Here is a 22748-nt window from a genome sequence, read left to right as displayed (position 1 = left end):
CTTGTTACTCCATCATCTTTTCAATTGGCAGCACCAGAATTGAACTGGCACCCAGCGCTTTCAGTTTTTCCATGGTTTCCCAGAACAGGGTTTCGCTGCTCACCATGTGCATGGCAACGCGCTGCTTGTCGTTGGCCAGTGGCAAAATGGTAGGGCGCTCGGCTCCAGGCAGCAGGGCGATTATCTCGTCCAGCTGTGCGCTTGGTGCATGTAGCATGATGTATTTGGATTCGCGAGCCTGAATCACACCCTGGATACGGGTCATCAGTTTGTCGATCAACAGCTGTTTGGACTGCGGCATTTCGCCGTCGCGCTGAATCAGGCACGCCTTGGAACGATAAATGACTTCATCTTCTTTCAGGCCGTTGGCTTCTAACGTTGCGCCGGTAGACACCAGGTCGCAAATCGCATCGGCCAGACCGGCACGCGGTGCCACTTCGACTGAACCGTTCAGCAGGCAAGACTTGAAGTCGAGTTTCTTGTTGTCGAAATACTGCTTGAGGATGTGCGGATAAGAAGTGGCGATACGTTTGTTGCCGAGGCTCTGCGGGCCTTGATAATCGAAGTCCAGCGGGGTGGCCAGCGACAGGCGACAGCCGCCGAAATCCAGACGGCGCAGCGTGAAATAACGCGGATCTTCACCCTGAGCGCGACGGGCCAGCAGCTCTTCTTCCAGCACGTTTTCACCGATGATACCGAGGTCGACCACGCCGTCCATCACCAGACCCGGGATATCGTCATCGCGAACGCGCAGAATATCGATTTCCATATTCTCGGCAAAGGCAATCAGGCGCTGCTCTTGCAGGTTGATTTTAATTCCGCAGCGCGCCAGCAGCTCTCGGGAGTCGTCGCTAAGGCGACCGGATTTTTGCATGGCGATACGTAAACGGTTCTTGTCTAACATGATGACCTCTGTCTTTAAAGTTTTGATTTAATTCGTTTTTAAAATCTTAAGGGTAAAAAAAAGCCCCCGGAAGAAATCTTCCGAGGGCTCACTGCTGCATTCTGCGCCACTGGAAGATCTTAAAAGTCTCCCAGCACCAATCTGCCTGAAAGACTAGTCAGGATGATGGTGATGATGGTGGTTAATCAGAATGTTCAGCATTTTATGTTTCTCTGTAATGGTTTTTATTCCTACCGCTGCTTTCAGCCATAGGTTTCTAAATCAGTTGCCAATTAACCTAAACCACCGTGCCCAGCTGCGCAACCTTTTTTTATCCTGATAAATAAATCTAATATCTTTCAGTATATAATGAGCTTTGCGAATGAATTGTATAGAAGACCGGTAAGGACCTTTTGGGCGAATGACAGTAATCGCTTAAAAATCATTACATATTAGGCCGTTGTTTAAGGCAGAAGGCCGCGGTAGCCTGCTAAACTGATTGGCAAAGCCTGATAAAATACAGTCAGGGTTACCGCTGCGGTTGGTTTTTAGTCAGTGGTAAACAGAGAAACACATTGGAGAGCAGCATGAAGAAGGTATCGATAATTGGTTTAGGCTGGCTAGGTATGCCGCTGGCAGTTGCTCTAAGCGCCAAAGGATATAAAGTGGTCGGCAGTAAAACGACTCTCGACGGCGTTGAAGCTGCGCGAATGAGCGGCATCGAATGCTATCAGCTCAACTTCGCGCCGGGCGTGACTCTGGAGTGCGATCCCGACGATCTGGAAGTGTTGTTAAATGTCGATGCGCTAATTATCACTCTCCCCGCCAGGCGCACGCCCGAGGGCAGCGAGCTCTATTTCCAGTCAGTACAAATGCTGGTGGACAGCGCGTTGGCGCACAATATTGCGCGCATCGTGTTTACCAGCTCGACTTCGGTATATGGCGAAGGCAAAGGAACCGTGCGTGAAAACTCACCGCTGGAACCTGTGACTTCGGCAGGGGTCGTGCTTAAAGAGCTGGAAGAGTGGTTCCACAATTTGCCCAATACCTCGGTTGATGTGTTGCGACTGGCAGGACTGGTCGGCGCCGATCGTCATCCAGGGCGATTCCTGGCCGGTAAAACGGGCGTTAAAGGGGCAAATCACGGCGTCAATCTGGTGCATCAGGATGATGTCGTGGCGGCCATCCAGCTGCTGCTGAATCTGCCGCGCGGCGGCCATACCTTTAATCTTTGTGCCCCCGCACATCCGGCAAAACAGCAATTTTACCCGCTGCTGGCCCGCCAGTTGGGCCTTCCAGAACCGACTTTTGCCACTGAACCTGAAGATTCAAGGGGCAAACTGGTGGACGGCAGCCGCATCGTGAAAGAGCTCGGGTTCGAATATATTTACCCTGATCCAATCCGCATGCCGCTTAATTAAAGTGAACGTTTAAAACTCCTCGCGTTTAATTACAAAGCGCGAGGATATTGGCCCCGTTATTGCTTGTTTCTGTGACTTAATGGAGTGTTTAACAGGAGCAACGCGCCCATGATCCCACCTATCACGCTTTCGATGATCGACATCCGCAAATCTTTTGGCGAGTACGAGGTGCTGAAAGGTATTTCGCTGGATGCACGTCAGGGCGATGTGATTTCCATTTTAGGTGCCAGCGGCTCCGGTAAAAGTACCTTTTTGCGCTGTATTAATTTATTGGAAACTCCGGATTCGGGCACCGTTGCGGTCGGCGGTGAAACCATCGTGATGAAGCGCGACAGTAAAGGCAATCAGCTGGCCGCCAGCCATAAACAGGTCGAACAGATCCGCTCGCGGCTGGGGATGGTTTTTCAGGATTTTAATTTGTGGTCGCACATGACGGTACTGGATAACGTGATGGAAGGCCCGCGCTACGTGCAGAAGAAAAGTCGCAAAGAGTGCATCGAGAAAGCTGAAGCTTTATTGGCACGCGTTGGGTTATTTGAGCGCAAAGACTTTTATCCGTCACAGCTTTCCGGCGGCCAGAAACAGCGCGTGGCGATTGCGCGCGCGTTGGCGATGGACCCAGACGTTATGCTGTTCGACGAACCGACTTCGGCGCTGGACCCTGAGCTGGTTGGCGAGGTGTTAAAGGTGATGCGCAGTCTGGCCGAGGAAGGGCGCACTATGCTGGTGGTGACTCACGAAATGAGCTTTGCCCGCAGCGTGTCTAATCAGGTCGTGTTTCTGCATCAGGGCGAAATTGACTGTAAAGGCACTCCTCAAGAACTGTTTGGCGATAACGGATCCCCGCGTTTTCAGCAATTTATTTCCAGCCATTTACAACCAGCATAACAACGACTTATCTGATAAAAACATGTTGAATAAACATTGGCCCGCCGACAAACGGGCCAATTGATTGGCTATGCCCGCTGTATCCCAATCAGGCATCAAACCTTTCTGGGCGGAAAGTCGAGAGCAGTGGGTGTTTTTGGCCGGTGGCGATTTCGCTGGCCAGCAGTTCGCCAATGATAAGCGCCAGCGTGGCCCCAGAGTGGGTGAAAGCGACAAAGCAGCCCGGCACGCCGGCCAGTTCGCCGAGCACTGGTTCACCATCGCCAGGAATAGGTTTCAGGCCAATCTTCCAGCTTGCCGCCTGCAATTGCTCTGCGCCATTCAACACGTTGACCGCTTCGGCGACCAGTTGATTGACCACGGTTTCAGGAATGGAATATTCGCCGTTGGCGTCGCGGGTAATTGAAGATTCGTACCAGTCATGGTCCAGCGCCAGAGTTTTACCCGGATTAGGCCGGATGGCCACGCGGGGAGTGTTCATCACCACTTTAATGGTTTTCTCCAGCGGCCTGGTCAGTACCAGCATCGACAGCGGGGAATCGTTGGGAATGGTGACACCCAGCGGAGCAACGACGTCAGGGGTTTGCGGGCCACAGGCGACCAGCACAGTTTCGCCGCTAAAGGTCTCGCCGTTGTTGGTTTTAATGCCAATCGCTTTGCCGCCGGCATCAGTGACTACAGAAGATTTTCCTGCATGTTCAATCAGTTGGCCATCGAGACGATAAAACTCCTGCATCAGGAAATTAGCCAGATGCGGCAGACTGACCCATCCTTCACCCGGATTAAATAGCGCGGTTTCAGCAACGGCAGAAGCCGCGACCTGCGGGTCGATTTTTTCAACCGAATTTTTTCCGGTCAGATGTGAATCATAACCGTGCGCGGTCTCGTAATTGTAGCGAGCCAGCGTCTCTTGCTGCTTGTTTTCACCCCAAAAGAGGCCGCCGTCAAAACGCAGCCAGTCGCGGGAAGGGTCCTGGGCAAAAAGAGTACGATAGCGGTCGATTCCGGCCATGCGCAGCGCGTGATACTCCAGCGTGCGATCGGCCGCGGAGTTGAGCCAGGAAAGGGATCGTCCCGATGCGCCTGAAACCAGCTCGGCCTCGGTAATCAGCGTCACCTGTTGCCCACGGCGAAGCAAATGCACAGCAGTGGAAATACCAATAATTCCGCCACCCAGCACCACGGTGCCTTTTTTCTCGTTGTCCAATGACATAATTTATTAACCTTCTGTTTAATAACTGATTTAATGACTCACACGGTTTCAGCGGCGTGATTAAAATTCATAGCACTTCGGATAAGAAGCGCTGCAACCGCGCAGACTGCGGGTTATCAAAAATTTGCTCCGGAGTACCGGATTCGACAATTTCGCCTTCATCCATAAAAATCACCTGATCGGCCACCTTGCGGGCAAACCCCATTTCGTGCGTGACGACAATCATTGTCATGCCACGGCGGCACAGGTCGGCCATCAGGTTCAGCACGCCTTTCACCAGTTCAGGGTCCAGCGCCGAGGTTGCCTCATCGAACAGCATCACCTCCGGGTCCATCGCCAGCGCACGGGCAATGGCCACGCGCTGTTGCTGCCCGCCGGAAAGATAGCGGGGGCGATGATCTGCACGCTGCTCCAGTCCGACTTCTTTCAGCCGTTCTGCCGCTAACCGGTAGGCTTGTGCCTTGGGCAGTTTCTTGATTTTCCACGGCGCCATCGCAACGTTTTCCAGCGCGGTATGATCCGGGAACAGATTAAAATGCTGGAACACCATGCCGATTCGCAGCCGCAGAGCGTCGGGCGAGTCTTTCAACACCGAACGGCCAGAGACAATTACGTCGCCGGACTGCGGTTCGTGCAGGCGATTAATGCCGCGTAGCAGGGTTGACTTGCCGGAACCAGAAGGCCCGATGATGCAGGTGGTGGTGCCGGGCGCAACCTTAAGTGAAACATTACGCAGCACCTGAATATCGCCAAAGGCCAGCGTCAGATTGCTTATTTCCACACTGGCACCGTGAAAGGTCGGCACTGCTTCAGTCGAGGGAGTGGCTAAGGTCATGACTATTGCCCCCGTTCGCTGGTTAAAGGCGTGCTGCTATTACTGGCAGCGGTGCGTGAATTCAGTTGTTGCAGCTCATCGACCTCTTTCAGACTGCTGACCGGGCGCGTCATTTTGCGCCGACCGGTGCGAAAACGCTCATCGACGTAGTTGACCAGATGAGTCATCGGCACAGTGATCATCAGGTAGAACAGGCCCGCCAGCATCAGCGGCGACAGATTACCGGTAAGCACGGCGGCGTCCTGGCCGACGCGAAAAAGCTCGCGTTCGTTGACCATCAGGCCGAGCAGATAAACCAGCGACGAGTCCTTGATAATCGCAATAAACTGGTTCACCAGCGCCGGTAGCACCCGGCGAATACCCTGCGGCACAATCACCAGCCGCATAGCGCGACCATAGCTCATGCCCAGCGCGCGACAGGCTTCAAGCTGGCCTTTCTCCACGCTTTGGATCCCGGCGCGGAAAATTTCCCCCATGTAAGCACTGGCAATCAGGCTGAGGGCAAAAATCCCCAGCGGGTAGGGCGAAGGGCCAAACAGCTCATAGCTGTAACGAGCCAGTCCCTGACCAATCAGTAAGATAGTCAGGATCGATGGCAGGCCGCGAAACAGATCGGTATAAATGCGCGAAGGAACTCGCAACCAGCGTGAGGGGGAGATCCCCATCAGCGCCAGAATCAGCCCGATGCTCGTCCCCAGCAGCGTCGCCGCCACCGAGATAATCAGCGTATTCATCAGCCCGACTTTTAACAGCTGAGGAAGCACTTCGGCCATCGAGCTGAAATCGAAGAACGTCCGGTGAAGCATTTCGAACAGGCTCATACAGAGACTCGCTCTTTAACGGGGTGAGGTTGCCCTCACCAGCGGATGAAAAGAGACTGCGGGAAACAGGGGGGATTAACCCTCATGCGGCAGGTATTGTTTTGGCATCGGTGAGCCAGGGAACCATTTCTGGTAAAGCTTTTTCCAGGTGCCGTCCTGCATCGAGGCCTTAATCGCCTTGTCCAATGCGGCCTTGAATACCGGATTACCTTTGGCAATAGCGAAACCTGCCGGTGCATCAAAAGAAGGAATATCGGCTGCGTGTACTAAACCATAACGCGCGGCGTAGTCTTTTGCCGCCTCGTAATCCAGAAAGTCGGCGTCAACCGTGCCGTTATTCAGCGCTGATATCGCCGCGTTGTTATCAGGGAAGCGGACCAGATCGGTTTGAGTAAAATGCTCCACCGCGTAATTTTCCTGCAATGTGCCCTGAACCACCGCCAGACGATGTTTCGCCAGCGTTTTCACATCAGTCACGCCGGAATCTTTGCGGGTCAGCACGGTGAGATAACCTGCCAGATAGCCGTCGGAGAAATCGACCACTTTTGAACGCGCCGGAGTGATACCAATCGCCGCGACTCCCGCGTCATAGCGACCGTTTGCCACCGAGGGTAAAATGCCAGCGAAATCCTGCCCGATAAAACTGACCTTGTTAATGCCGATTCGGTGAGCAACATCGGTAAAAAATTCGACATCAAAACCGGTGAAATTGCCCGAGGCGTCGGTGAAGGTGTAAGGCTTGGCGTCACCCAGGCTGGCCACTCGCAGTTCGCCGGGTTCGATAAGCCCGTAAGGGTTGTCCTGCTTGCCCGCTGCCAAGGCGAACGGGGCCGAAAGAGAAAAGAGTGAAACTGAAACGATCAGTGCAGTAGCCAGCTTAATCAGGGTCTTTTGCGATTTCATGGTGAGTCCGTTTTTGTTGTATTTAACATCAACGACTATTGATTCCCGGTTCTTTATATTTTTTTAGATACCGGTCTCAATGCAGGTGCTGATTAGTGAGTTCAATCATTGTGAGACCGGTCTCAAATCAGTTATGATGATACTAGCAACGGCTTTATCCGACAGTCAATTGCCCTTAACCAAAGGTGTGATACGAATAACTTATGACAACAGGCAACTTGCGCAGTAAAGCGCCGACAGTGGCGGACGTCGCCCGCGAAGCTCAGGTCTCCAAAGCCCAGGCGGCAAGGGCGCTGGGGGGATACGGTTCGGTCAGTGAAGAAGTATTGACTCGAGTGATGGCTGCGGCAGAAAAGCTGGCTTATCGGCCCAACGAGCTGGCGCGCAGCATGAATACTGGCAAGTCCAATACGCTGGGGGTGATTGTCGGTGATATCGAAAATCCGCACTTTGGGCTGGCGCTGCGCGGCATCTCCGACGTGGCAAGGCAGGCGGGGTTTCACCTGCTGCTGAGCAACAGCGACGAAACGCTGGCGGTCGAGCAGGATGCGGTGCGAGTCATGCTCGATAAGCAGGTCGATGGTGTGATCATTGCGCCTTGCTCCTCGCTTCCCAATGACAATCAGCATCTGGCGCAGATCGTTGCCGACGGCAGAGTGTTAAAACTGTTTGACCGTTCGGTGCCTGATCTTGACGTTGAGGCCATCGTCATTGATTTTACCGCCTCGGCGAAACAGGCCACGCTGGCGCTGCTGGCGGCAGGGCATCGCCGTATTGCCTATCTTACCAGCATGACCTTCAGCAAGCCTTTTGCCTGTTCCGACGAGCTGGGCCTGACGCCGGTAGCACAGCGGGTTGCGGGCATGGAGCTGGCTTTTGCCGAGCAGGCGTTACCGTTTATTCCTGAGCTAATTCGCGGTTCTGCCAGCAGCGAACGGGCGATAGCGGGGATTATCGAGCAGTTGTTTAATGAAACAGTTCCGCCGAGCGCAATTATCGCCTCGGACAGTGTGATCGCCATGAGTCTGTTACGCGAGTTGGGTCATCGCGGGCTGCGGGTGCCGCAGGATGTTTCATTTGTGATGTTTGATAATTTCCCGTGGACCGAGATTGTTACGCCGCCGCTGTCAGTGATTGATCAGCCCGTTTACGAGATGGGTAGAGAAGCGGCGCGTAGAATGATCTGTGAATTGCGTGGCGAAGAGCCTGGCCCGATGCCGGCCTTTGGCGCAGAGTTTATTTCTAGAAAGTCGATTGGAACAGTTTCGGCACCGGGATGCTAGCTCCACGACTCGCGACTTCTCATGCAGGCCGAATAAAGGTCCAGGAACAAAGGTAAACCCTCGCCATGGGGAGAGGGTTTAAGGCAGGTTAATGTGGAACGGTATCTGTACCGAACCATTTCAGAGCCAGCTTTTTCAGCGTGCCGTCTTGCTTGGTTTGCATGATGGCGTCGTCAAACATCTTCTTCAACTCAGGATCGCTCTTGCGGATACCCACTGCGGAACCCGAGCCGAGCAGCCCGCCAATAAACTGCGGTCCAGCCAGCTGGATATCCTCGTTCCCGGGCTTGGCTTTCGCGCCGGTCAAATAGGTTGCCGAGGCAAAGACCATATCTACGCGGCCTGATTTAAGGTCCAGATCGTGCTCCTCAGTGGTTTTATACTGGCGGATCGTCACTATACCTTTCATATATTTTTGCAGGAACTGTTCGCCAATTGACGAGCCTTGCACACCGACAATTTTCCCTTTCAGCAGCGGTGCGATTTTTGCCACTTCGGCTTCGGCTCCGGCTTCATCGGTGGTCAATGAGAAACGCTTGCCGAGGTCTGGCATTTTGGCCAGCGGGCTGTCTTTCAGCACCGCAAAAGTCTGTCCTGCATTGCTGTAGGGGATCGAGAAATCGATGATTTTTTTACGGGCGTCAGTGGCTGATAGGCCGTCAATAATGGCGTCAAACTTACCGGCGTTGAGGGCTGGAATGATCCCGGCAAACGGCTGCACCACAATTTCACATTTGACGTTCATTTTCTGGCACAAAACCTTGTATAAATCGATTTCGAAGCCGTCCAGTGTGCCGTCAGGTTTAGTGAAGTTAAACGGGCGGAAAGCCCCCTCGGTGGCAATTTTTACTACGGTCCATTTTTTTCCTTCTTCCGCGTGGCTGCTAAAACTCACAGACAGCGTTGCCGCTAAACACAATGCACTGACCAGTCTTGCCAATTTCATGTTTTATAACCTCTTTTTATAGCATTGATTAAATAACCGCTGGATGTTGTGCCATTGGGCACGAAAAAATGGATTGATTAATGCACCTCACCCAACGGCTTTTTTACCGTGCGGGTCACCGGAGCGCGTAAATGGGGAGTGAGGCGGTACTCGACCAGCATCACCAGGCGGCTTATCACCAAATTGATCAGCAGATAAATCAGGCCAGTCACCAAAAACACTTCCAGCGCGCGATAGGTGTCGGAAATTATCTGCGCGGCAATGCCGGTGATATCCATCAGGGTGATGATTGAGCACAGCGACGTGGACTGAACCATAGAAATCAGCTCGTTGCCGTAGGCCGGTAACGCTTGACGGATGGCAATGGGAAAAATAATTCGCCTCACCATTAACAGGCGCGACATACCACAGGCCCGGGCCGCTTCGATGGCTCCGTGCGGAACAGCAAGCAGGCCGCCGCGCAGAATTTCGCTGCCGTAGGCCGCAGTACACAAAGACAGTGATAGCAGCGCGCAGCCGTAGGGCTCACGCAGTATTGGCCATAAAAAACTGTGGCGAACGCTTTCGAATTGACCCAGCCCGTAGTAAATCAAAAATAGCTGTACCAGCAATGGCGTGCCGCGAAAACAGAACACGTAGCAGCGCGCGGGCTCGCTGAGCCAGCGATAGGGCGAGAGGCGGGCAAAAGCCAGTAGCAGTGCCAGACAAAAGCCCATCACTATCGAGTAAAAAGTCAGTTGCAGCGTCAGGGGAATACCGGGCAGCAGTTGTAGCAAGGTGTCCCACAGGAATGGAAAATCCATCAGCGTTTAACCCCGCGAGAATAATGTACTTCCGCTCGACGCAGCGACCAGCCGGAAAAGGCCGAGATCACCAGATACAGCAGCGCGGCGGCACAGTAAAAGTCAAACGGCTTACCGGTAGACCCGGCGCCGGTTTGCGCTTTGTTCATCAGTTCGGCCAGACCGGTCACCGACACCAGCGCTGCGGCTTTTAGCACCAACTGCCAGACATTGCCCATGCCTGGCAGCGCGTGACGCAGCAGCAGGGGAATAATGATGCGGTGAATGCGCACCCACGGACTCATGCCAAAGGCTTTGGCAGCTTCGAGCTCCCCGGGCGCGATGGCATAGAAAGCGCCGCGAAATACTTCCGTCTGCTGCGCTCCGGCGGCAATTCCCACGGCTAACATACCGGCCAGAAAACCGGGGAAGCTAATAAACTGCCCTTCACCAAACAGCTTGCCGAGGCTGGTCAGGATCTGACTGCCGCCAAAGTACAGCAGATAGATAATCAGCAGGTCGGGGATGCCGCGAACTACCGTGGTGTAGGCATCGGCGAAATAACGCACTGGCCGATTGCCACTGATTTTTGCCCACGAAAATACTCCGCCAATCACCGCAGCCAGTAAAAAGCCGGACAGCGAAAGGGCAACGGTCATTAGCGCACCGGATAACAGCATCGGCCCCCAACCTCCGGGGCCAAAGCTCAGCGTCTCAAAAAATCCCAGATTACCCATTTCTTATTCCTTGTCAGTCGGGGCGCAATCAATGGCTACCGGGGAACGGCGGCTGTACATCATCAGGAATAGGATTTACAAACGGCGTGCCGGCCAGTCGGCGATCGTGCTCGGCTTTCGCAGCGATAATCAGATCCGGCCGGGTAAACAGATTCAGGGCAGTGCTGGCCATCAGTTTGGCAGAGTGGGTCAGTCCTTTGTGCGCCAGTGAGGATTTACCCTGGGCTACCAGCTGCCACGAGTGGCCCGGCGTGCCAATGGTGTAGGTTGCGCTGCGACATTGCACGGTCGGCACGACCCAGCTGACAGAACCGACGTCTGTAGAGCCAATCATCGAGCTTTCAGGACGATCCAGCGGCACGACGTAGTCGCACAGCAACTCACCCGGCTTATATTCTTGCCCCATGCGCTGGAAGGCGCTGCTGATTTCCTCTTGCGACATAGTCTGCTGAAAACGCGCGGCGTAAGCGCGATCGGCATCGTCGAAACCCGGTCCACCCAGCTGTTCAAGATGAGACTGCATCAGCTCTTCCAGCACGCGGTTGCCGATCAGATTGGCATCACCGGAGAGGACGTTGCTCTTCATGGTCGTTTCGGTCATCAGCGCAGCGCCCTGAGCGACTTTATCGACGCGTTTAAGCAGTTCGGTCAGCTCAGGCAGGGTGCGGGTGCGCACCAGATAACGCACCGTGGCTTTGGCTTGCACCACGTTGGGCGAGAAACCGCCGCTGTCGGTAATCGCATAGTGAATGCGCGCGCTGGTCGGCATATGTTCGCGTAAATAGTTGATGCCGACGTTCATCAGCTCCACGGCATCCAGCGCGCTGCGACCGAGATGCGGTGTCGCCGCTGCGTGGGCAGCACGGCCAGAAAAGTGATAATTAAGCTCGTTACAGGCCAGCGAGTTGGCATCCATCACGCCGTTAAACGCGCCAGGGTGCCAGCAGATGGCGACATCAACGTCGTCAAACAACCCGGCGCGCACCATAAATCCTTTGGCGGAGCCGCCTTCCTCCGCCGGGCAGCCGTAATAACGGACTCGGCCCGGTAGCCCGCTGGCTTCGAGATAATCTTTTACTGCGGTCGCTGCCAGCAGCGCAGAAGAACCCAGCATATTGTGGCCGCAGCCGTGACCGTTGGCGCCGTCTTGCAGAGGCAAAGGTTCAGCAACATCGGCCTGCTGGCTCAGCCCCGGCAAGGCATCATATTCCCCCAGAATGGCAATTATCGGACCGCCTGCGCCTGCTTCCCCCATCATCGCCGTGGGTAAGTCTGCCACGCCTTCGGTGACGCGAAATCCCTGCTGTTTCAACAGTTCCAAATGCGCTTTTGAAGATTTGAATTCGGTATAGTTAACCTCAGGCGTTTCCCAGATACGATCGCTGAGGTCCCAGAAGATGCCTTTCTTTTCATCGATCAGTGCCCAAGTTTGCTTGAGCAAAGCATCAACTGAATCTTGAGATTCTGGCGAGGAGGTAGGCTGCATGGCAATAATCCTTATTGGCTGGAGAAAGTAGCTTGTATATACAGGGCAATCTACCAAGCAATAAAGAGGCCAAAATTTTATCAATATTAAAATTTATGAAAACAGGGAGCGGTTGGCTGGTGGAGCGCGGCGTGAGAATGGGCGAGGTTAAAGCGTTGAACTAAAATGATCCATCAGGGCGGGTGTCGGCGGGTCCCAATGACTGAAAATGGTGCGGCAATCCCTGCCGCAGTAAATAAAGGATTAACCAAACAGTTTTAACAGGATAGGAAACAGGAACGGGGCCAGCAGCGAAGTAATAATGCCGCAAATCACCAGCGCCAGAGAGCTGTACGCGCCTTCCTGATAATCGACCTCGGCACAGCGAGCGGTTCCCAAAGCGTGCGAGGCGTTGCCCATTGCCAACCCTCGTGAGGCTTTGGTGGTTATCTTTAGTAAATTCAGAATGCTATGGCCAAACACCGCACCGAGAATACCAACGAAAATCACACATACCGCGCTTATCGCCGGAATCCCGTTAATCGACTGCGCGGCGGCCATGGCAATGGGCGTTGTCACTGATTTAGGCAGGACCGAGGCGGCAATTTGCGGCGTTGCGCCCATCCATAAAGCGATCGCCGTGCCTGTGGTCATCGCTACCACACTGCCGATAAAGCAGATGCTGATGATGGATTTCCAGCGCGCGCGGATCTGGTGCAGCTGTTCGTACAGTGGAAAAGCCAGTGCAACCACCGCCGGTTGTAACAGGTCATTCAGAATCTTACTGCCGGCAAAATAGCGCGCATACGGAATGTGAGTGACCAGCAGTAAAGGAATAATGATTACCATCGACATCAGCAAAGGGTTAAGCAGCGGCATACGTAGCTTGATTGCCAGCCTACGGGTGGCGAAGTAAACCAGCAGGGTTAACGGCAGGGACCACCAGATCTGACTCATTGTTCATCCTCCGCTTTACCCGCTACCGGTCGCTCGCCGTGAATGAGGTGAGAAGAAAATGCCACCACCACTAAAACAATCAACGTGCTGACTACACATGAAACCAGCAATGGACCAAACTGGGTGCGCAGCTGATCGTAATAGTTCATCACTCCAACGCCAATAGGCACAAACAGCAGAGCCATGTAGCGGATTAACACGCTACAGCCTGGCTTGATCCATTGATAAGGCAGGATTTGCGTTGAAAGCAGGGTGAACAGGATAAGCATGCCGATAATGCTGCCAGGAATGGTCAGTGGTAGCAGGGCGGAAATCGCGTTCCCAGCATATAAGCAGGCATATATCAGCACAAATGCCCGTATATATTGAATCGGTAGTGATAGTGCAGTTCTCATGGCCTTTACCCTAGTCTAAATATTCATTCATCATACAATTAAATTTTCTTTGTCGCTAGTGTGATCTGCATCACATTGAGAGTTTCTAAAAATTTATCACGGCCGGGTCAACGAGGGAGAGAGCAGCGTCAAAACATTTTGTAGCCACTGATTGGCTTCACGCTTACCGCTAAAACGATGACTGTATATTTTTACCCGGTATGTCGGCACATAAAAAGGAATCGGATGAATTCTTACCTCAAGCAAGTCAGTAAACTTTTGTGCTGCGAAACGGGGAATAGTCATCAATAAATCGCTTTGTGCAATGATAAACGGAGCACTGAGCATAGACGGAGTTTTCATGGCGATGTGCCGCGCAAGCCCCATTTTCTGCAGTTGATAGTCAATGACCCCCATAGTTTCATTCCAGGGCGTGACCACTAAATGCCGTGCGGCGAGATAGTCCTGCATTGACAGTGTTTCAGTATTTTTGCCACTCAAGGCAATATAGTTGTCTTCCAGCCAGCTAATTTCATGAATTTCATCAGGCCCTTTCTCGTCGGGATCGCTGAACCCAAGAGCAAAATCAAGATGACCGGCGAGTAATTCATTGATGGCCAGTTTTTGTGCTGAATATTGTAATTCAAACTGTACGCCGGGCGCGCTGTGCTGCAAATGCGCCATCAGAATCGGGAAAATACAGAATGCTGTGTAATCGGTAATGGCCACCTTAAAGCAAACTTTGCTCTGCAGGGGGTCAAACAGAGGTTTAGGTTTCAGGTGATCGTTTAGCTGCCGCAGTGATTCTGCCACGGGTTGTGCAAGTTGACTGGCATAAACACTGGGCCGCATTTGATTCCCCTCACGGAAAAATAGCGGATCGTTTAACGCGCCTCGTAAGCGGGTCAGGGCGTGGCACAGCGCCGAGGTGCTCATCGCCAATTCATCCGCGGCAAGAGTAACGGACTGATGGCGGTAAACAGCATCGAATGCCAGCAGCAAATTAAGATCGAGTCGGCGCAGGGTAGAATGCATAATATTCAACTTCCATTGATGATATTGCACTTATTTCAACAGTGAACAGAGTTTATGCTATTGGCATTCAAGTAAACAGAAACAGGGACAGAAACAATGACGAGTTTTAAAATCCGCTCCGCCGTGGCCGATGATGCACAGGCCATCTTCGACATGATTGTTGAACTTGCCGTATATGAAAAAGCGTTGGTAGAAGTTAAAACCAACCCTCGGGAGATCCTCGAAACGCTGTTTGGCGAAGGCAGTGTGACGGAAGCGCTGATTTGTGAAGTCGCAGGTAAAGCAGTGGGTTACGCGGTGTTCTTTACCAGCTATTCCACCTGGATGGGCCGCAACGGTATCTATTTGGAAGACTTGTACGTCTCGCCGGATTCTCGTGGGCTGGGGGCGGGCAAGGCGATGATACAGAAAATTGCACAACTGGCGGTTGAACGCCGCTGTGCTCGCCTCGAGTGGAGCGTGCTCGACTGGAATAAACCGGCGATTGATTTTTATCTCGGCATAGGGGCCAAGCCAATGGATGAGTGGGTGCGCTACCGCCTTGACGGTGAAGCTTTAGTCTCTTTTGCCGGACGCTAAGGGGCTCTAATATAAAAGCCCACGTATCGTGAAGATGAGCGGGCAGACTAAAAACGTCCGCAATCTATTCGCGAGCCTTCAATTTTCAGGCAGTTAGGGATTGGCACCTTTACAGAACCTATACATTTAGCGGAAAGTACTGGTCTAAAATGAGACTTTATTGGACAGAAAAGGACCTCCACTTATGCCGTCATCGCTCAAGCAATCCAAAAGTCCCTGGCAACTCCTGCTGCTGGCGGGCGCGCTGGCAATACCCACGCTGGCTATTGCTCAGCCTGCCAGTAAGCCAGTGCCAAAAGTTGCAGTAAATGTTCATACTGAGCTAACCGGGCTCAATCATCCGTGGTCGCTGGCCTTTCTGCCTGATAATCAGGGCGCGCTAATCACCGAGCGCAGCGGTAATCTGCGCCTTTGGCAGCCGGGCAAACCGTTGTCTGCGGCGATTACCGGCGTACCCGCAGTGTGGTTAGAAGCGCAGGCCGGGTTGTGGGATGTGCGGCTGGCACCGGATTTTGCGAAAAGTCGGCGCGTTTATTTAAGCTTTGCAGCCAAGGATGACAAGGGAGAGCCGCACGCCGAACTAGGTTATGGCACGCTTTCCGCTGACGGGCTGCATCTTGAAAATTTTAAAACGATTTTCGTTGAACAACCGGCGCTGGAAAGCGGTGTCAACCTCGGCGGGCGGTTAGTGTTTGATCCGAATGGCAATATTCTAATGTCACTCGGCGATAATAATCAGCGCATTCAAGCGCAGCAGCTCGACTCGCTGCGCGGCAAGGTGATTCGCCTGACGCCAGAGGGCGGCATTCCTGCCGATAATCCTTTCGTGAAATTAAAGGGCGCGCGCCCCGAGATCTTTACTTACGGCAACCGAAATCCACAGGCTTTAGCCTACAATCCCTGGACCAAAGATCTGTGGGAAACCGAGCACGGTCCGCGTGGGGGTGATGAGGTTAATATCCTGGCAGCGGGCAAAAACTACGGCTGGCCGGTCGCAACTTTCGGCATCGACTATTCCGGCATGCCAATCCCGGAAGCCAAAGGCTCACATTTGCCAGGCATGGAAGATCCTGTTTACTACTGGCGTATCTCGCCTGCGGTCAGCGGCATGGCCTTCTATAACAGCAGCAAATTCCCACAGTGGCAGAACTCGCTGTTTGTTGGCGCATTGAAAGAAACCACGCTTATCCAGCTGGATGTGAAAGACAAAAAAGTCATGGGAGAGAACAGGATGCTCGAAGGTTTGGGGCTGCGTATCCGTGAGGTACAGGTTGGGCCGGATGGCTATCTGTATGTATTGACTGATGAAAGCAACGGCAAGCTGTTAAAGATATCGCCGAAGTAAGCATAAAACCCCTCGCCGGTTGTCATCGGCGAGGGCGTGATATTAACGGCGGGATTGCTGTGACTTGATAAGCGCCCACAGACTAAGCAAAGCTACCATCATCAGGTAATAGCTCGGTGCCAGCTTACTGCCGGTAGCGGTAATCAGCAGGGTACAGACAAACGGCGCGAAGCCGCCAAACACCGTTACTGCGATGTTATAACCGATCGCCATGCCGCTGGCGCGGGTGGTAACCGGGAACAGGTCCGCCATCATCGAGGGTACCGCCGAGAAATATACCGACTTCAGTAATGCCATCCAGCACACCAAAGCCACCAGTGCGAAGGCGGTGTTGTAGTGAATCATCAGCCAAAAACCCGGATAAATGGTCACCAGCAGCAGGATGAGCGCTCCCCACATCAGCGGCAATCGACCCACTTTTTCAGCCCACAGCCCCATCAGCGGCGTTGCGACGGTGAGGATGACCCCAGCCAGCAGCGTGGCGGTGAAAGCCACTTGACCTGAAAAATGCAGCGTTTTAGTGGCGTAAGTCGGAACATAGTTCAGCATATAATTGACCGCTGTGGAGACCACCATCAGGCCAATTGCCATGCACAGCAGCGTTTTTTGCTGGCCAAACAGAGTATTTAACGGCTTGGCCGTTTTGTCTGCTTTGACAAAGCTCTCGGCTTCTTCAATGTTGCGACGAATATACAAACCCACCGGACCAATCAACAGGCCGAAGGCGAAAGGAATGCGCCATCCCCAATCCTGAATCTGTGACTCTGACAGCCACTGCGACAGCCCGAGGCCAAACGCCGAGGCTAGCAGGGTACTGGCACCTTGGGTGGCAAACTGCCAGCTGGCAATATAGGCTTTGCGCTCCGGGAAATGTTCCACCAAAAACGCGGTGGAGCTGCCGAACTCACCGCCCGCCGAGAAGCCCTGAATCAGGCGTGCCAGCAAAATAAGCAGTGGAGCGGCCAGACCGATGGTGGCGTAGGAGGGCGTGATAACAATCAGCAAACTGCCCACCATCATCAGGCTGATAGAGGCCAGCAGCGAGGCCTTGCGACCTGCCCTGTCGGCAAAAGCGCCGAGTACGATAGCGCCCAGCGGGCGGATAAGAAACGAAACGCCGAAGCTGCCAAACGCCAGCAGCAGTGAAACGGTCTGGTCAGTCGTCGGGAAATAGGCGCGAGCAATGTAGGCGGCAAAAAAACCATAAACGGCGATATCGAACCATTCCAGCGCGTTGCCGATACAGGTTACAAACAGCGTTTTGGTCAGGCTCGGCTTGACTGCGCTGGCGGCTCCGCTGGACGTGGTTGCAGAGGAGAGCTGGCTCATGCTTCACCGCCTGTTTTAGCCGCGTGCTCATGATGAGCTTTAAGCAGCGAGTTGCCGCGCTCGCCCAAATCCCAGAACAGGCGAGTCATGATTTGCAGACCTTCGCGGGCAATGGAAATCAGCATGTGTTCATCGACGGCGTGCTGACCGCAGGCAGGATAGGAATGCGGCACCCACAGCGTTGGCAGTCCCAGAATATCGGCAAATACTTCGTTGGGCAGCGAGCCACCAAGATTAGGCAACAGCGCCGGTTTTTTACCGCTGCTGTGTTGCATTACCTCCAGCGCCCAGCTCACCAATGGGTCGGTGGGATCAAAACGGGTAGCCGGAGAACCGCGCAAAAACTCGACCTCAACACGGTGGAATCCATGCTGATCAAGATGTTGGCGCACGTGCTGTTGCAGGTTTTGCCAGTCAGTTCCTACCACGTGTCGCAGCTGACACACTGCTGTGGCTTTGCCCGGGATAGCATTCATCGGGCGTGCAGGGTTACCCGTCAGGAACGACAGCACTTCCATCTGGTTCCAGGCGAACAGTCGCTCGGCAGGGGTGAGACCGGCCTCGCCCCAGTCAACATCGATTTGCGGATCGCCAGGCGTAGTGCCAACCTCAATATCGCTGAGAATCTGGCGAATGGCTGCACTTACAGCAGGTGGCTTGAGCGCTGCGACCTGTAATTGACCCTGTTGATTGACCAGACAGGCGATCGCGTTAGCTAACAAAGTGCCCGGATTAGGCAACAGGCCGCCCCAGTTACCGGAGTGATAGTCTTTGTCGCGGGCATTGACCGACAGGCGGAAATTCACCGCGCCGCGCGAGCCGAGGAATAGCGTAGGGCGTTCGGCGCTCAGGCGTGGGCCATCGGAGGCGAGAAACACATCGGCGCTCAGGGCCTGCTGATAGGTCTGGCAAATCTCGGCCAATCCTGGTGAGCTAATTTCTTCACCCATCTCATACAACAGTTTGCAGTTGAAACCCAGACTGCCGCCGCGAGCCGCAAAAACCTGCTCAATGGCGGCCAGGTTGACGCTGTGTTGCCCTTTATTGTCGGCGCTGCCACGGCCATACCAGCGGTCGCCGTCTTCAAACAGCACCCATGGGTCCAGCCCCTCGCTCCAGTTTTCGTCATCGCCAAATACCACGTCGCCGTGGCCATAACTCAACACCGTAGGCAAAGCCGGGTCTTCAATACGGGTGGCAATAAGGAAAGGGCGATTAACTGCATGAGGATTATCAATGAATTGCAGTTCAAAGCCCATTGCCAGCAGCGCCGGGTTGATTTCTTGTTGATAGTAACGCTGGATAGCTTCATCGCGTTCGGTAGACTGGCTTTCTGTCGCCAGCGCGACGCGTCGTGCCAAAACGGCTTTGAATTCGCCGCTATCGAACCAGCTCATGGCTTGTTTAACTGCTTTTTCCACTGTCATAAAATGTCTCGAGGTTGTGTTAATTATTTTTATGTTGTTTGACTACTCGTTCTATCTAATAGAAAACACAGCGTTGCCACAATAATAATAATTGCAATAAAGCGTTGCTTTAATTATAACGCTGACATGCACAAAATAGGGGCATGCACGATTCAGGGGCAAAAATGCACAGTAACGAAATTCGCTATTTCCTGGCGGTCGCCAATACCGGATCGCTGAGCGCCGCCAGCAAACAGCTGTTTGTTGCCGTTTCTGCTATCAGTCGGCAAATACAACAACTCGAAACCCGGATTGGCGCCACGCTGTTTGAGCGGCACGCGCGGGGAATGGTGCTGAACGATGCCGGACAAATTCTTGAAAATCATGTACGTAAAAGCATGATGGACATGGATTTTGCGATTGCAGAAATTCAGGGACTAAAAGCGGTGCGCCGGACGGTGATCCGCATGGCCTGTACAGACGGTCCTGCGTATAGCCTGTTGCCGCAAATGTTTGCGCGTTTCAGGGCAATCAATCCTGGGGTGATGTTTTATCTCAATGTCGGCACGGCGTTGCAGGTTTCGGAGATGATCCGCAGCGGCGATTGTGATCTGGCCTTGCAGTTTAGCCTGACGCCGGAGCGCGGTGTTGAAGTGCTGGCCTCGCATCCGGCGACGGTCAGACTGGCGATGCTTAGCCATCATCCGCTTGCTATTCAGGAGGTTAGCTTAGATGATTTGCGCGCTTATCCGCTGGCGTTGAATGAGCCGAGCAGCACCATCGGGCAGCTGTTTGACCTCTCGTGTCGTATGAATGGCATTTTCCTTGAGCCAGCACTGAGCTGTAATCGTTTTAGTACGCTGTATGATTTCATGCTCAATACGCCGGGGGCGATTGTGGCATGCAGCCATTTTTCGGTGATGTTCAATGCTCGCGCTGACGGGCTGGTAATGAAATCCATTAATATTGAGCAACTTAGCCATCGCACCTTACAGCTACAGACTCAGGCTGGGCGTCATCGTTCGGCCGCACTCAGCCAATTTATCGATTTCAGCTGTGAACTACTGGCCAGAGAAGCTGCGGCCTTTGAGCGAGATTTTGGTTTGTAAATCAGTAGATTGAGTGACGATGAACTATGAGGTGGCGGTCTGCCGCACGGGGTGACGCAGCCAGCTGAGGTCAGGCCAACCGTTGATTTCGGCGTGTTCACGCAACGCCTTACAGCCATTGACCACGGTGGGTTTATCAACAAACTCCAACAGTGGTAGGTCAAATATCGAGTCACTATAGGCGTAGGTTTTTTTAAATGCCGGCGTTCCGCTCTGAGATAACCAGGCTTCAAGGCGTCGAACGCTGCCCTCATGAAAAGTGAGATCGCCAGTGGTTTTGCCGGTAAAGCAGCGTGGATGACTATTTATCTCGGCCTGCAAGGCAAATACCTGCTCGAAGCCAAGTCTTCTGGCAATGGGAGCCACCAGATGATCGCCCGAGGCAGAAACCAGAGCAATCACATCGCCTCTTTCCCGATGCCAGGCCATCTGCTGACGGGCTTGAGGATAGATTCGCGGCATGATATCCCGATGCACAAATCGCTCGACCCAACCGGCCACGGTGTGGCAGTGGTAGCCACTCATCGGTGCCAGAGTCAGTTTTAAATAAGAGGCAATGATGTCGGGGTCGGGAGGGGTATCAGAATAGTGGGTGACAGGGTGCATTTGCTGTTGGTGATACTGCAAACTGGCCGTCGGGGTATAGCCCTGAGAAACCAGCCAATGTAGCCACAGGCTGGCGCTGTCATCACTAATCAGCGTTTTATCGAGATCGAACAGCGCTAAATCCATAACCCACTTCCCGCGATAGAGGACGATGTCATTTTAGGTTAGCGGAAAATTTTGTGAAGGGTAAGGCAAATTAAGAAAATTTTTATCGACATTTTCAAGGGAGTGAAATTCTGCCAACCCTGATATTTATATGATTTCGCTAATATGTTGATAAATTATTTAGATTTATGGGCTACTCTCTCGCTAAGCTAACGCTCTTCATTGTAGTGCAGACGAGATTTTTCGACCGAATTCGCATAATTACGCTTTCAGGAGCAGACAAAAGTGCAATTATGACTACTATTCAAAGAAACTTTACATTGGGGGAGTTTCTTATCTGCGAATAAAACGGTAATTTTTATACCGGTAGAGTTCATGACCTGATTGAAAGATAAACAAAATTCAGTTACCCGGACAAAAGCGCTAATAACCTATGACAATCTCTTTCTTATCCAAACGGAACCTTCTTTGTACGTTCAGCGGCACGGCTTTGTTGCTGACGTTTCCTGCTGCGCATGCCGACACTGCTCCGGCAAAATCTGTCGAAATCGCGGCCCCTTCCACAACAACTTCGGCCGCACCAGTTGGCCCTCAAATTAACGCAAAATCATGGGTGCTGATGGATTATGGCAGCGGCAAGATCATTGCCGAGTCGCAGCCAGATGCACGATTGGACCCCGCCAGCCTGAGTAAAATCATGGTTAGCTACGTGGTAGGGCAGGCGCTTAAATCAGGCAAAATTCACTCCACAGACGTGGTCACCATTGGTAAAGATGCCTGGGCGACCGGCAATCCGGTGCTGCGCGGCTCTTCTTTGATGTTCCTCAAACCAGGGGATCAGGTTCCGGTATCCGAACTGAATCAGGGAGTGGTGATTCAATCGGGCAACGATGCCAGCATTGCGCTGGCCGATTACGTTGCCGGCAGTCAGGATGCCTTTGTCGGCCTGATGAACCGTTATTCACAGCAGTTGAACCTGACCAATACTCAGTTTAAAACGGTTCACGGTTTGGACTCTGACGGCCAGTACACCTCGGCGAGAGACATGGCGTTGTTATCCAAGGCGCTTATCCACGATACGCCTGAAGAATACGCGATGAACAAGGAAAAAGAGTTCACCTTTAACCGCATTCGTCAGGTTAACCGTAATCGCCTGCTGTGGAGCACGAACTTAAACGTCGACGGCATCAAAACCGGTTACACCTCGGGTGCAGGCTATAATCTGGTTTCTTCCGCCGTGGATTCAACCGGCATGCGCTTGATCGCGGTTGTTATGGGAGCCCCTAGCGATCGCGTGCGTTTTAGCGAAAGCGAATCATTGCTGACCTGGGGTTTCCGTTTCTATGAAACTATTACTCCAATCAAAGCCGCGGATGCATTTACTACTCAACGGGCCTGGTTTGGCGCAGAGAAAACGGTACCTCTGGGCGTAGCTGAAGATGCCTCATTGACCTTCCCGAAAGGGCAGCTTAAAAATCTCAAAGCCAGCTTCACCTTGAACAGCCCTCAGCTTGAAGCCCCTATCACCAAGAATCAGGTTGTAGGTACCATCAACTTCTCACTTGATGGCAAAGTTATCGAGCAGCGTCCGCTGGTGGCCAAGGCAGATGTTCCCGAGGGCGGTTTCATTAGCCGCATTTGGGACTTTGTGATGATGAAAGTCAGCGGTTTAATTGCCAGCGTGTTTGGTAAGTCAGCTTCATAACGTTTATTAAAACGCAGAATG

At 53.1% G+C, this 22748-nt stretch carries 22 protein-coding genes and 1 other annotated feature; of the genes, 7 read left to right on the top strand and 15 right to left on the bottom strand.

What is annotated here, in order from left to right; all coding sequences use genetic code 11:
* Positions 1 to 4: 4 nt before the first annotated feature.
* The gene (hisG, locus tag SPM24T3_RS08515) at positions 5 to 904 is read right to left on the bottom strand and encodes an ATP phosphoribosyltransferase (RefSeq protein WP_009636331.1); all 900 of its coding nucleotides are present in this window, start codon (positions 902 to 904) and stop codon (positions 5 to 7) included.
* 54 nt (positions 905 to 958) lie between these two features.
* Positions 959 to 1082: a sequence feature (His leader region), on the bottom strand.
* A 388-nt stretch (positions 1083 to 1470) separates the two neighbouring features.
* On the opposite strand from hisG, the gene SPM24T3_RS08510 reads away from it, so the two are divergent.
* Together SPM24T3_RS08510 and SPM24T3_RS08505 are read left to right on the top strand one after the other, a co-directional pair.
* Positions 1471 to 2304 (top strand): SDR family oxidoreductase, encoded by an 834-nt coding sequence (locus SPM24T3_RS08510; RefSeq protein WP_009636330.1) that lies wholly within the window; start codon positions 1471 to 1473, stop codon positions 2302 to 2304.
* Positions 2305 to 2412: 108 nt separating this feature from the next.
* The gene (locus SPM24T3_RS08505) at positions 2413 to 3192 is read left to right on the top strand and encodes an ABC transporter ATP-binding protein (protein ID WP_009636329.1); all 780 of its coding nucleotides are present in this window, start codon (positions 2413 to 2415) and stop codon (positions 3190 to 3192) included.
* Between the two features lie 88 nt (positions 3193 to 3280).
* On the opposite strand, the gene SPM24T3_RS08500 is transcribed toward SPM24T3_RS08505, so the two are convergent.
* The 4 genes from SPM24T3_RS08500 to SPM24T3_RS08485 all read right to left on the bottom strand — a co-directional run bounded on the left by SPM24T3_RS08500 (position 3281) and on the right by SPM24T3_RS08485 (position 6964).
* Positions 3281 to 4405 carry an FAD-binding oxidoreductase gene (locus SPM24T3_RS08500; RefSeq protein WP_009636328.1) on the bottom strand — a complete coding sequence of 375 codons (1125 nt, stop codon included), beginning with the start codon at positions 4403 to 4405 and terminating at the stop codon, positions 3281 to 3283.
* Positions 4406 to 4472: 67 nt separating this feature from the next.
* Positions 4473 to 5240 carry an amino acid ABC transporter ATP-binding protein gene (locus SPM24T3_RS08495; RefSeq protein ID WP_009636327.1) on the bottom strand — a complete coding sequence of 256 codons (768 nt, stop codon included), beginning with the start codon at positions 5238 to 5240 and terminating at the stop codon, positions 4473 to 4475.
* Positions 5241 to 5242: 2 nt separating this feature from the next.
* Positions 5243 to 6061 carry an amino acid ABC transporter permease gene (locus tag SPM24T3_RS08490; protein ID WP_009636326.1) on the bottom strand — a complete coding sequence of 273 codons (819 nt, stop codon included), beginning with the start codon at positions 6059 to 6061 and terminating at the stop codon, positions 5243 to 5245.
* 75 nt (positions 6062 to 6136) lie between these two features.
* Positions 6137 to 6964, bottom strand: coding sequence for an ABC transporter substrate-binding protein (locus SPM24T3_RS08485; RefSeq protein WP_009636325.1), 828 nt, complete (start codon positions 6962 to 6964; stop codon positions 6137 to 6139).
* Positions 6965 to 7167: 203 nt separating this feature from the next.
* Between SPM24T3_RS08485 and SPM24T3_RS08480 the strand changes: the two genes are divergently transcribed.
* Positions 7168 to 8247: a LacI family DNA-binding transcriptional regulator gene (locus SPM24T3_RS08480; protein ID WP_009636324.1), complete on the top strand. Its 1080-nt coding sequence runs from the start codon at positions 7168 to 7170 to the stop codon at positions 8245 to 8247.
* 88 nt (positions 8248 to 8335) lie between these two features.
* Here SPM24T3_RS08480 and SPM24T3_RS08475 read toward each other — a convergent pair whose 3' ends face one another.
* The 7 genes from SPM24T3_RS08475 to SPM24T3_RS08445 all read right to left on the bottom strand — a co-directional run bounded on the left by SPM24T3_RS08475 (position 8336) and on the right by SPM24T3_RS08445 (position 14543).
* Positions 8336 to 9193 carry a transporter substrate-binding domain-containing protein gene (locus SPM24T3_RS08475; protein WP_009636323.1) on the bottom strand — a complete coding sequence of 286 codons (858 nt, stop codon included), beginning with the start codon at positions 9191 to 9193 and terminating at the stop codon, positions 8336 to 8338.
* Positions 9194 to 9270: 77 nt separating this feature from the next.
* Complete coding sequence (locus SPM24T3_RS08470; RefSeq protein ID WP_009636322.1) at positions 9271 to 9996, bottom strand: ABC transporter permease; 726 nt, start codon at positions 9994 to 9996, stop codon at positions 9271 to 9273.
* Complete coding sequence (locus tag SPM24T3_RS08465) at positions 9996 to 10712, bottom strand: ABC transporter permease (protein WP_009636320.1); 717 nt, start codon at positions 10710 to 10712, stop codon at positions 9996 to 9998. The genes SPM24T3_RS08470 and SPM24T3_RS08465 overlap by 1 nt, the downstream gene beginning before the upstream one ends.
* A gap of 28 nt (positions 10713 to 10740) precedes the next feature.
* Positions 10741 to 12198, bottom strand: a complete 1458-nt coding sequence (locus tag SPM24T3_RS08460; RefSeq protein ID WP_009636319.1) for a M20 family metallopeptidase — start codon at positions 12196 to 12198, stop codon at positions 10741 to 10743.
* Positions 12199 to 12441: 243 nt separating this feature from the next.
* A complete protein-coding gene (locus tag SPM24T3_RS08455; protein WP_009636318.1) occupies positions 12442 to 13134 on the bottom strand; it encodes a CidB/LrgB family autolysis modulator in 693 nt (230 codons plus the stop codon).
* The gene (locus SPM24T3_RS08450) at positions 13131 to 13529 is read right to left on the bottom strand and encodes a CidA/LrgA family protein (protein WP_009636317.1); all 399 of its coding nucleotides are present in this window, start codon (positions 13527 to 13529) and stop codon (positions 13131 to 13133) included. Before SPM24T3_RS08450 ends, SPM24T3_RS08455 begins: the two co-directional genes overlap by 4 nt.
* Positions 13530 to 13625: 96 nt before the next feature.
* Positions 13626 to 14543 (bottom strand): LysR family transcriptional regulator, encoded by a 918-nt coding sequence (locus SPM24T3_RS08445; RefSeq protein ID WP_009636316.1) that lies wholly within the window; start codon positions 14541 to 14543, stop codon positions 13626 to 13628.
* Between the two features lie 96 nt (positions 14544 to 14639).
* Between SPM24T3_RS08445 and SPM24T3_RS08440 the strand changes: the two genes are divergently transcribed.
* Positions 14640 to 15122, top strand: a complete 483-nt coding sequence (locus tag SPM24T3_RS08440; RefSeq protein ID WP_009636315.1) for a GNAT family N-acetyltransferase — start codon at positions 14640 to 14642, stop codon at positions 15120 to 15122.
* A gap of 184 nt (positions 15123 to 15306) precedes the next feature.
* Positions 15307 to 16467, top strand: coding sequence for a PQQ-dependent sugar dehydrogenase (locus SPM24T3_RS08435; RefSeq protein ID WP_009636314.1), 1161 nt, complete (start codon positions 15307 to 15309; stop codon positions 16465 to 16467).
* 42 nt (positions 16468 to 16509) lie between these two features.
* Here the strand turns inward: SPM24T3_RS08435 and SPM24T3_RS08430 are convergent, their stop codons facing one another.
* Positions 16510 to 17796, bottom strand: coding sequence for an MFS transporter (locus tag SPM24T3_RS08430; RefSeq protein ID WP_009636313.1), 1287 nt, complete (start codon positions 17794 to 17796; stop codon positions 16510 to 16512).
* Entirely contained in the window at positions 17793 to 19223 is a 1431-nt protein-coding gene (locus SPM24T3_RS08425; protein WP_009636312.1) for a M20 family metallopeptidase, read from the bottom strand. Before SPM24T3_RS08425 ends, SPM24T3_RS08430 begins: the two co-directional genes overlap by 4 nt.
* Positions 19224 to 19387: 164 nt before the next feature.
* Between SPM24T3_RS08425 and SPM24T3_RS08420 the strand changes: the two genes are divergently transcribed.
* Positions 19388 to 20311 (top strand): LysR family transcriptional regulator, encoded by a 924-nt coding sequence (locus tag SPM24T3_RS08420; RefSeq protein WP_009636311.1) that lies wholly within the window; start codon positions 19388 to 19390, stop codon positions 20309 to 20311.
* 24 nt (positions 20312 to 20335) lie between these two features.
* Here the strand turns inward: SPM24T3_RS08420 and SPM24T3_RS08415 are convergent, their stop codons facing one another.
* On the bottom strand, positions 20336 to 21043 hold the full coding sequence (locus tag SPM24T3_RS08415) for an HAD family phosphatase (protein WP_009636310.1): 708 nt from the start codon (positions 21041 to 21043) through the stop codon (positions 20336 to 20338).
* 412 nt (positions 21044 to 21455) lie between these two features.
* Here SPM24T3_RS08415 and SPM24T3_RS08410 point away from each other — a divergent pair, with 412 nt between their 5' ends.
* Complete coding sequence (locus SPM24T3_RS08410; protein ID WP_050956149.1) at positions 21456 to 22727, top strand: serine hydrolase; 1272 nt, start codon at positions 21456 to 21458, stop codon at positions 22725 to 22727.
* The last annotated feature ends 21 nt before the right edge of the window (positions 22728 to 22748 follow it).

This window comes from Serratia sp. M24T3, assembly GCF_000257645.1.
GTDB lineage: Bacteria > Pseudomonadota > Gammaproteobacteria > Enterobacterales > Enterobacteriaceae > Rouxiella.
The sequence above is the reverse complement of the archived record's forward strand: the minus strand, read 5'-3'. Positions and strand labels throughout refer to the sequence as shown.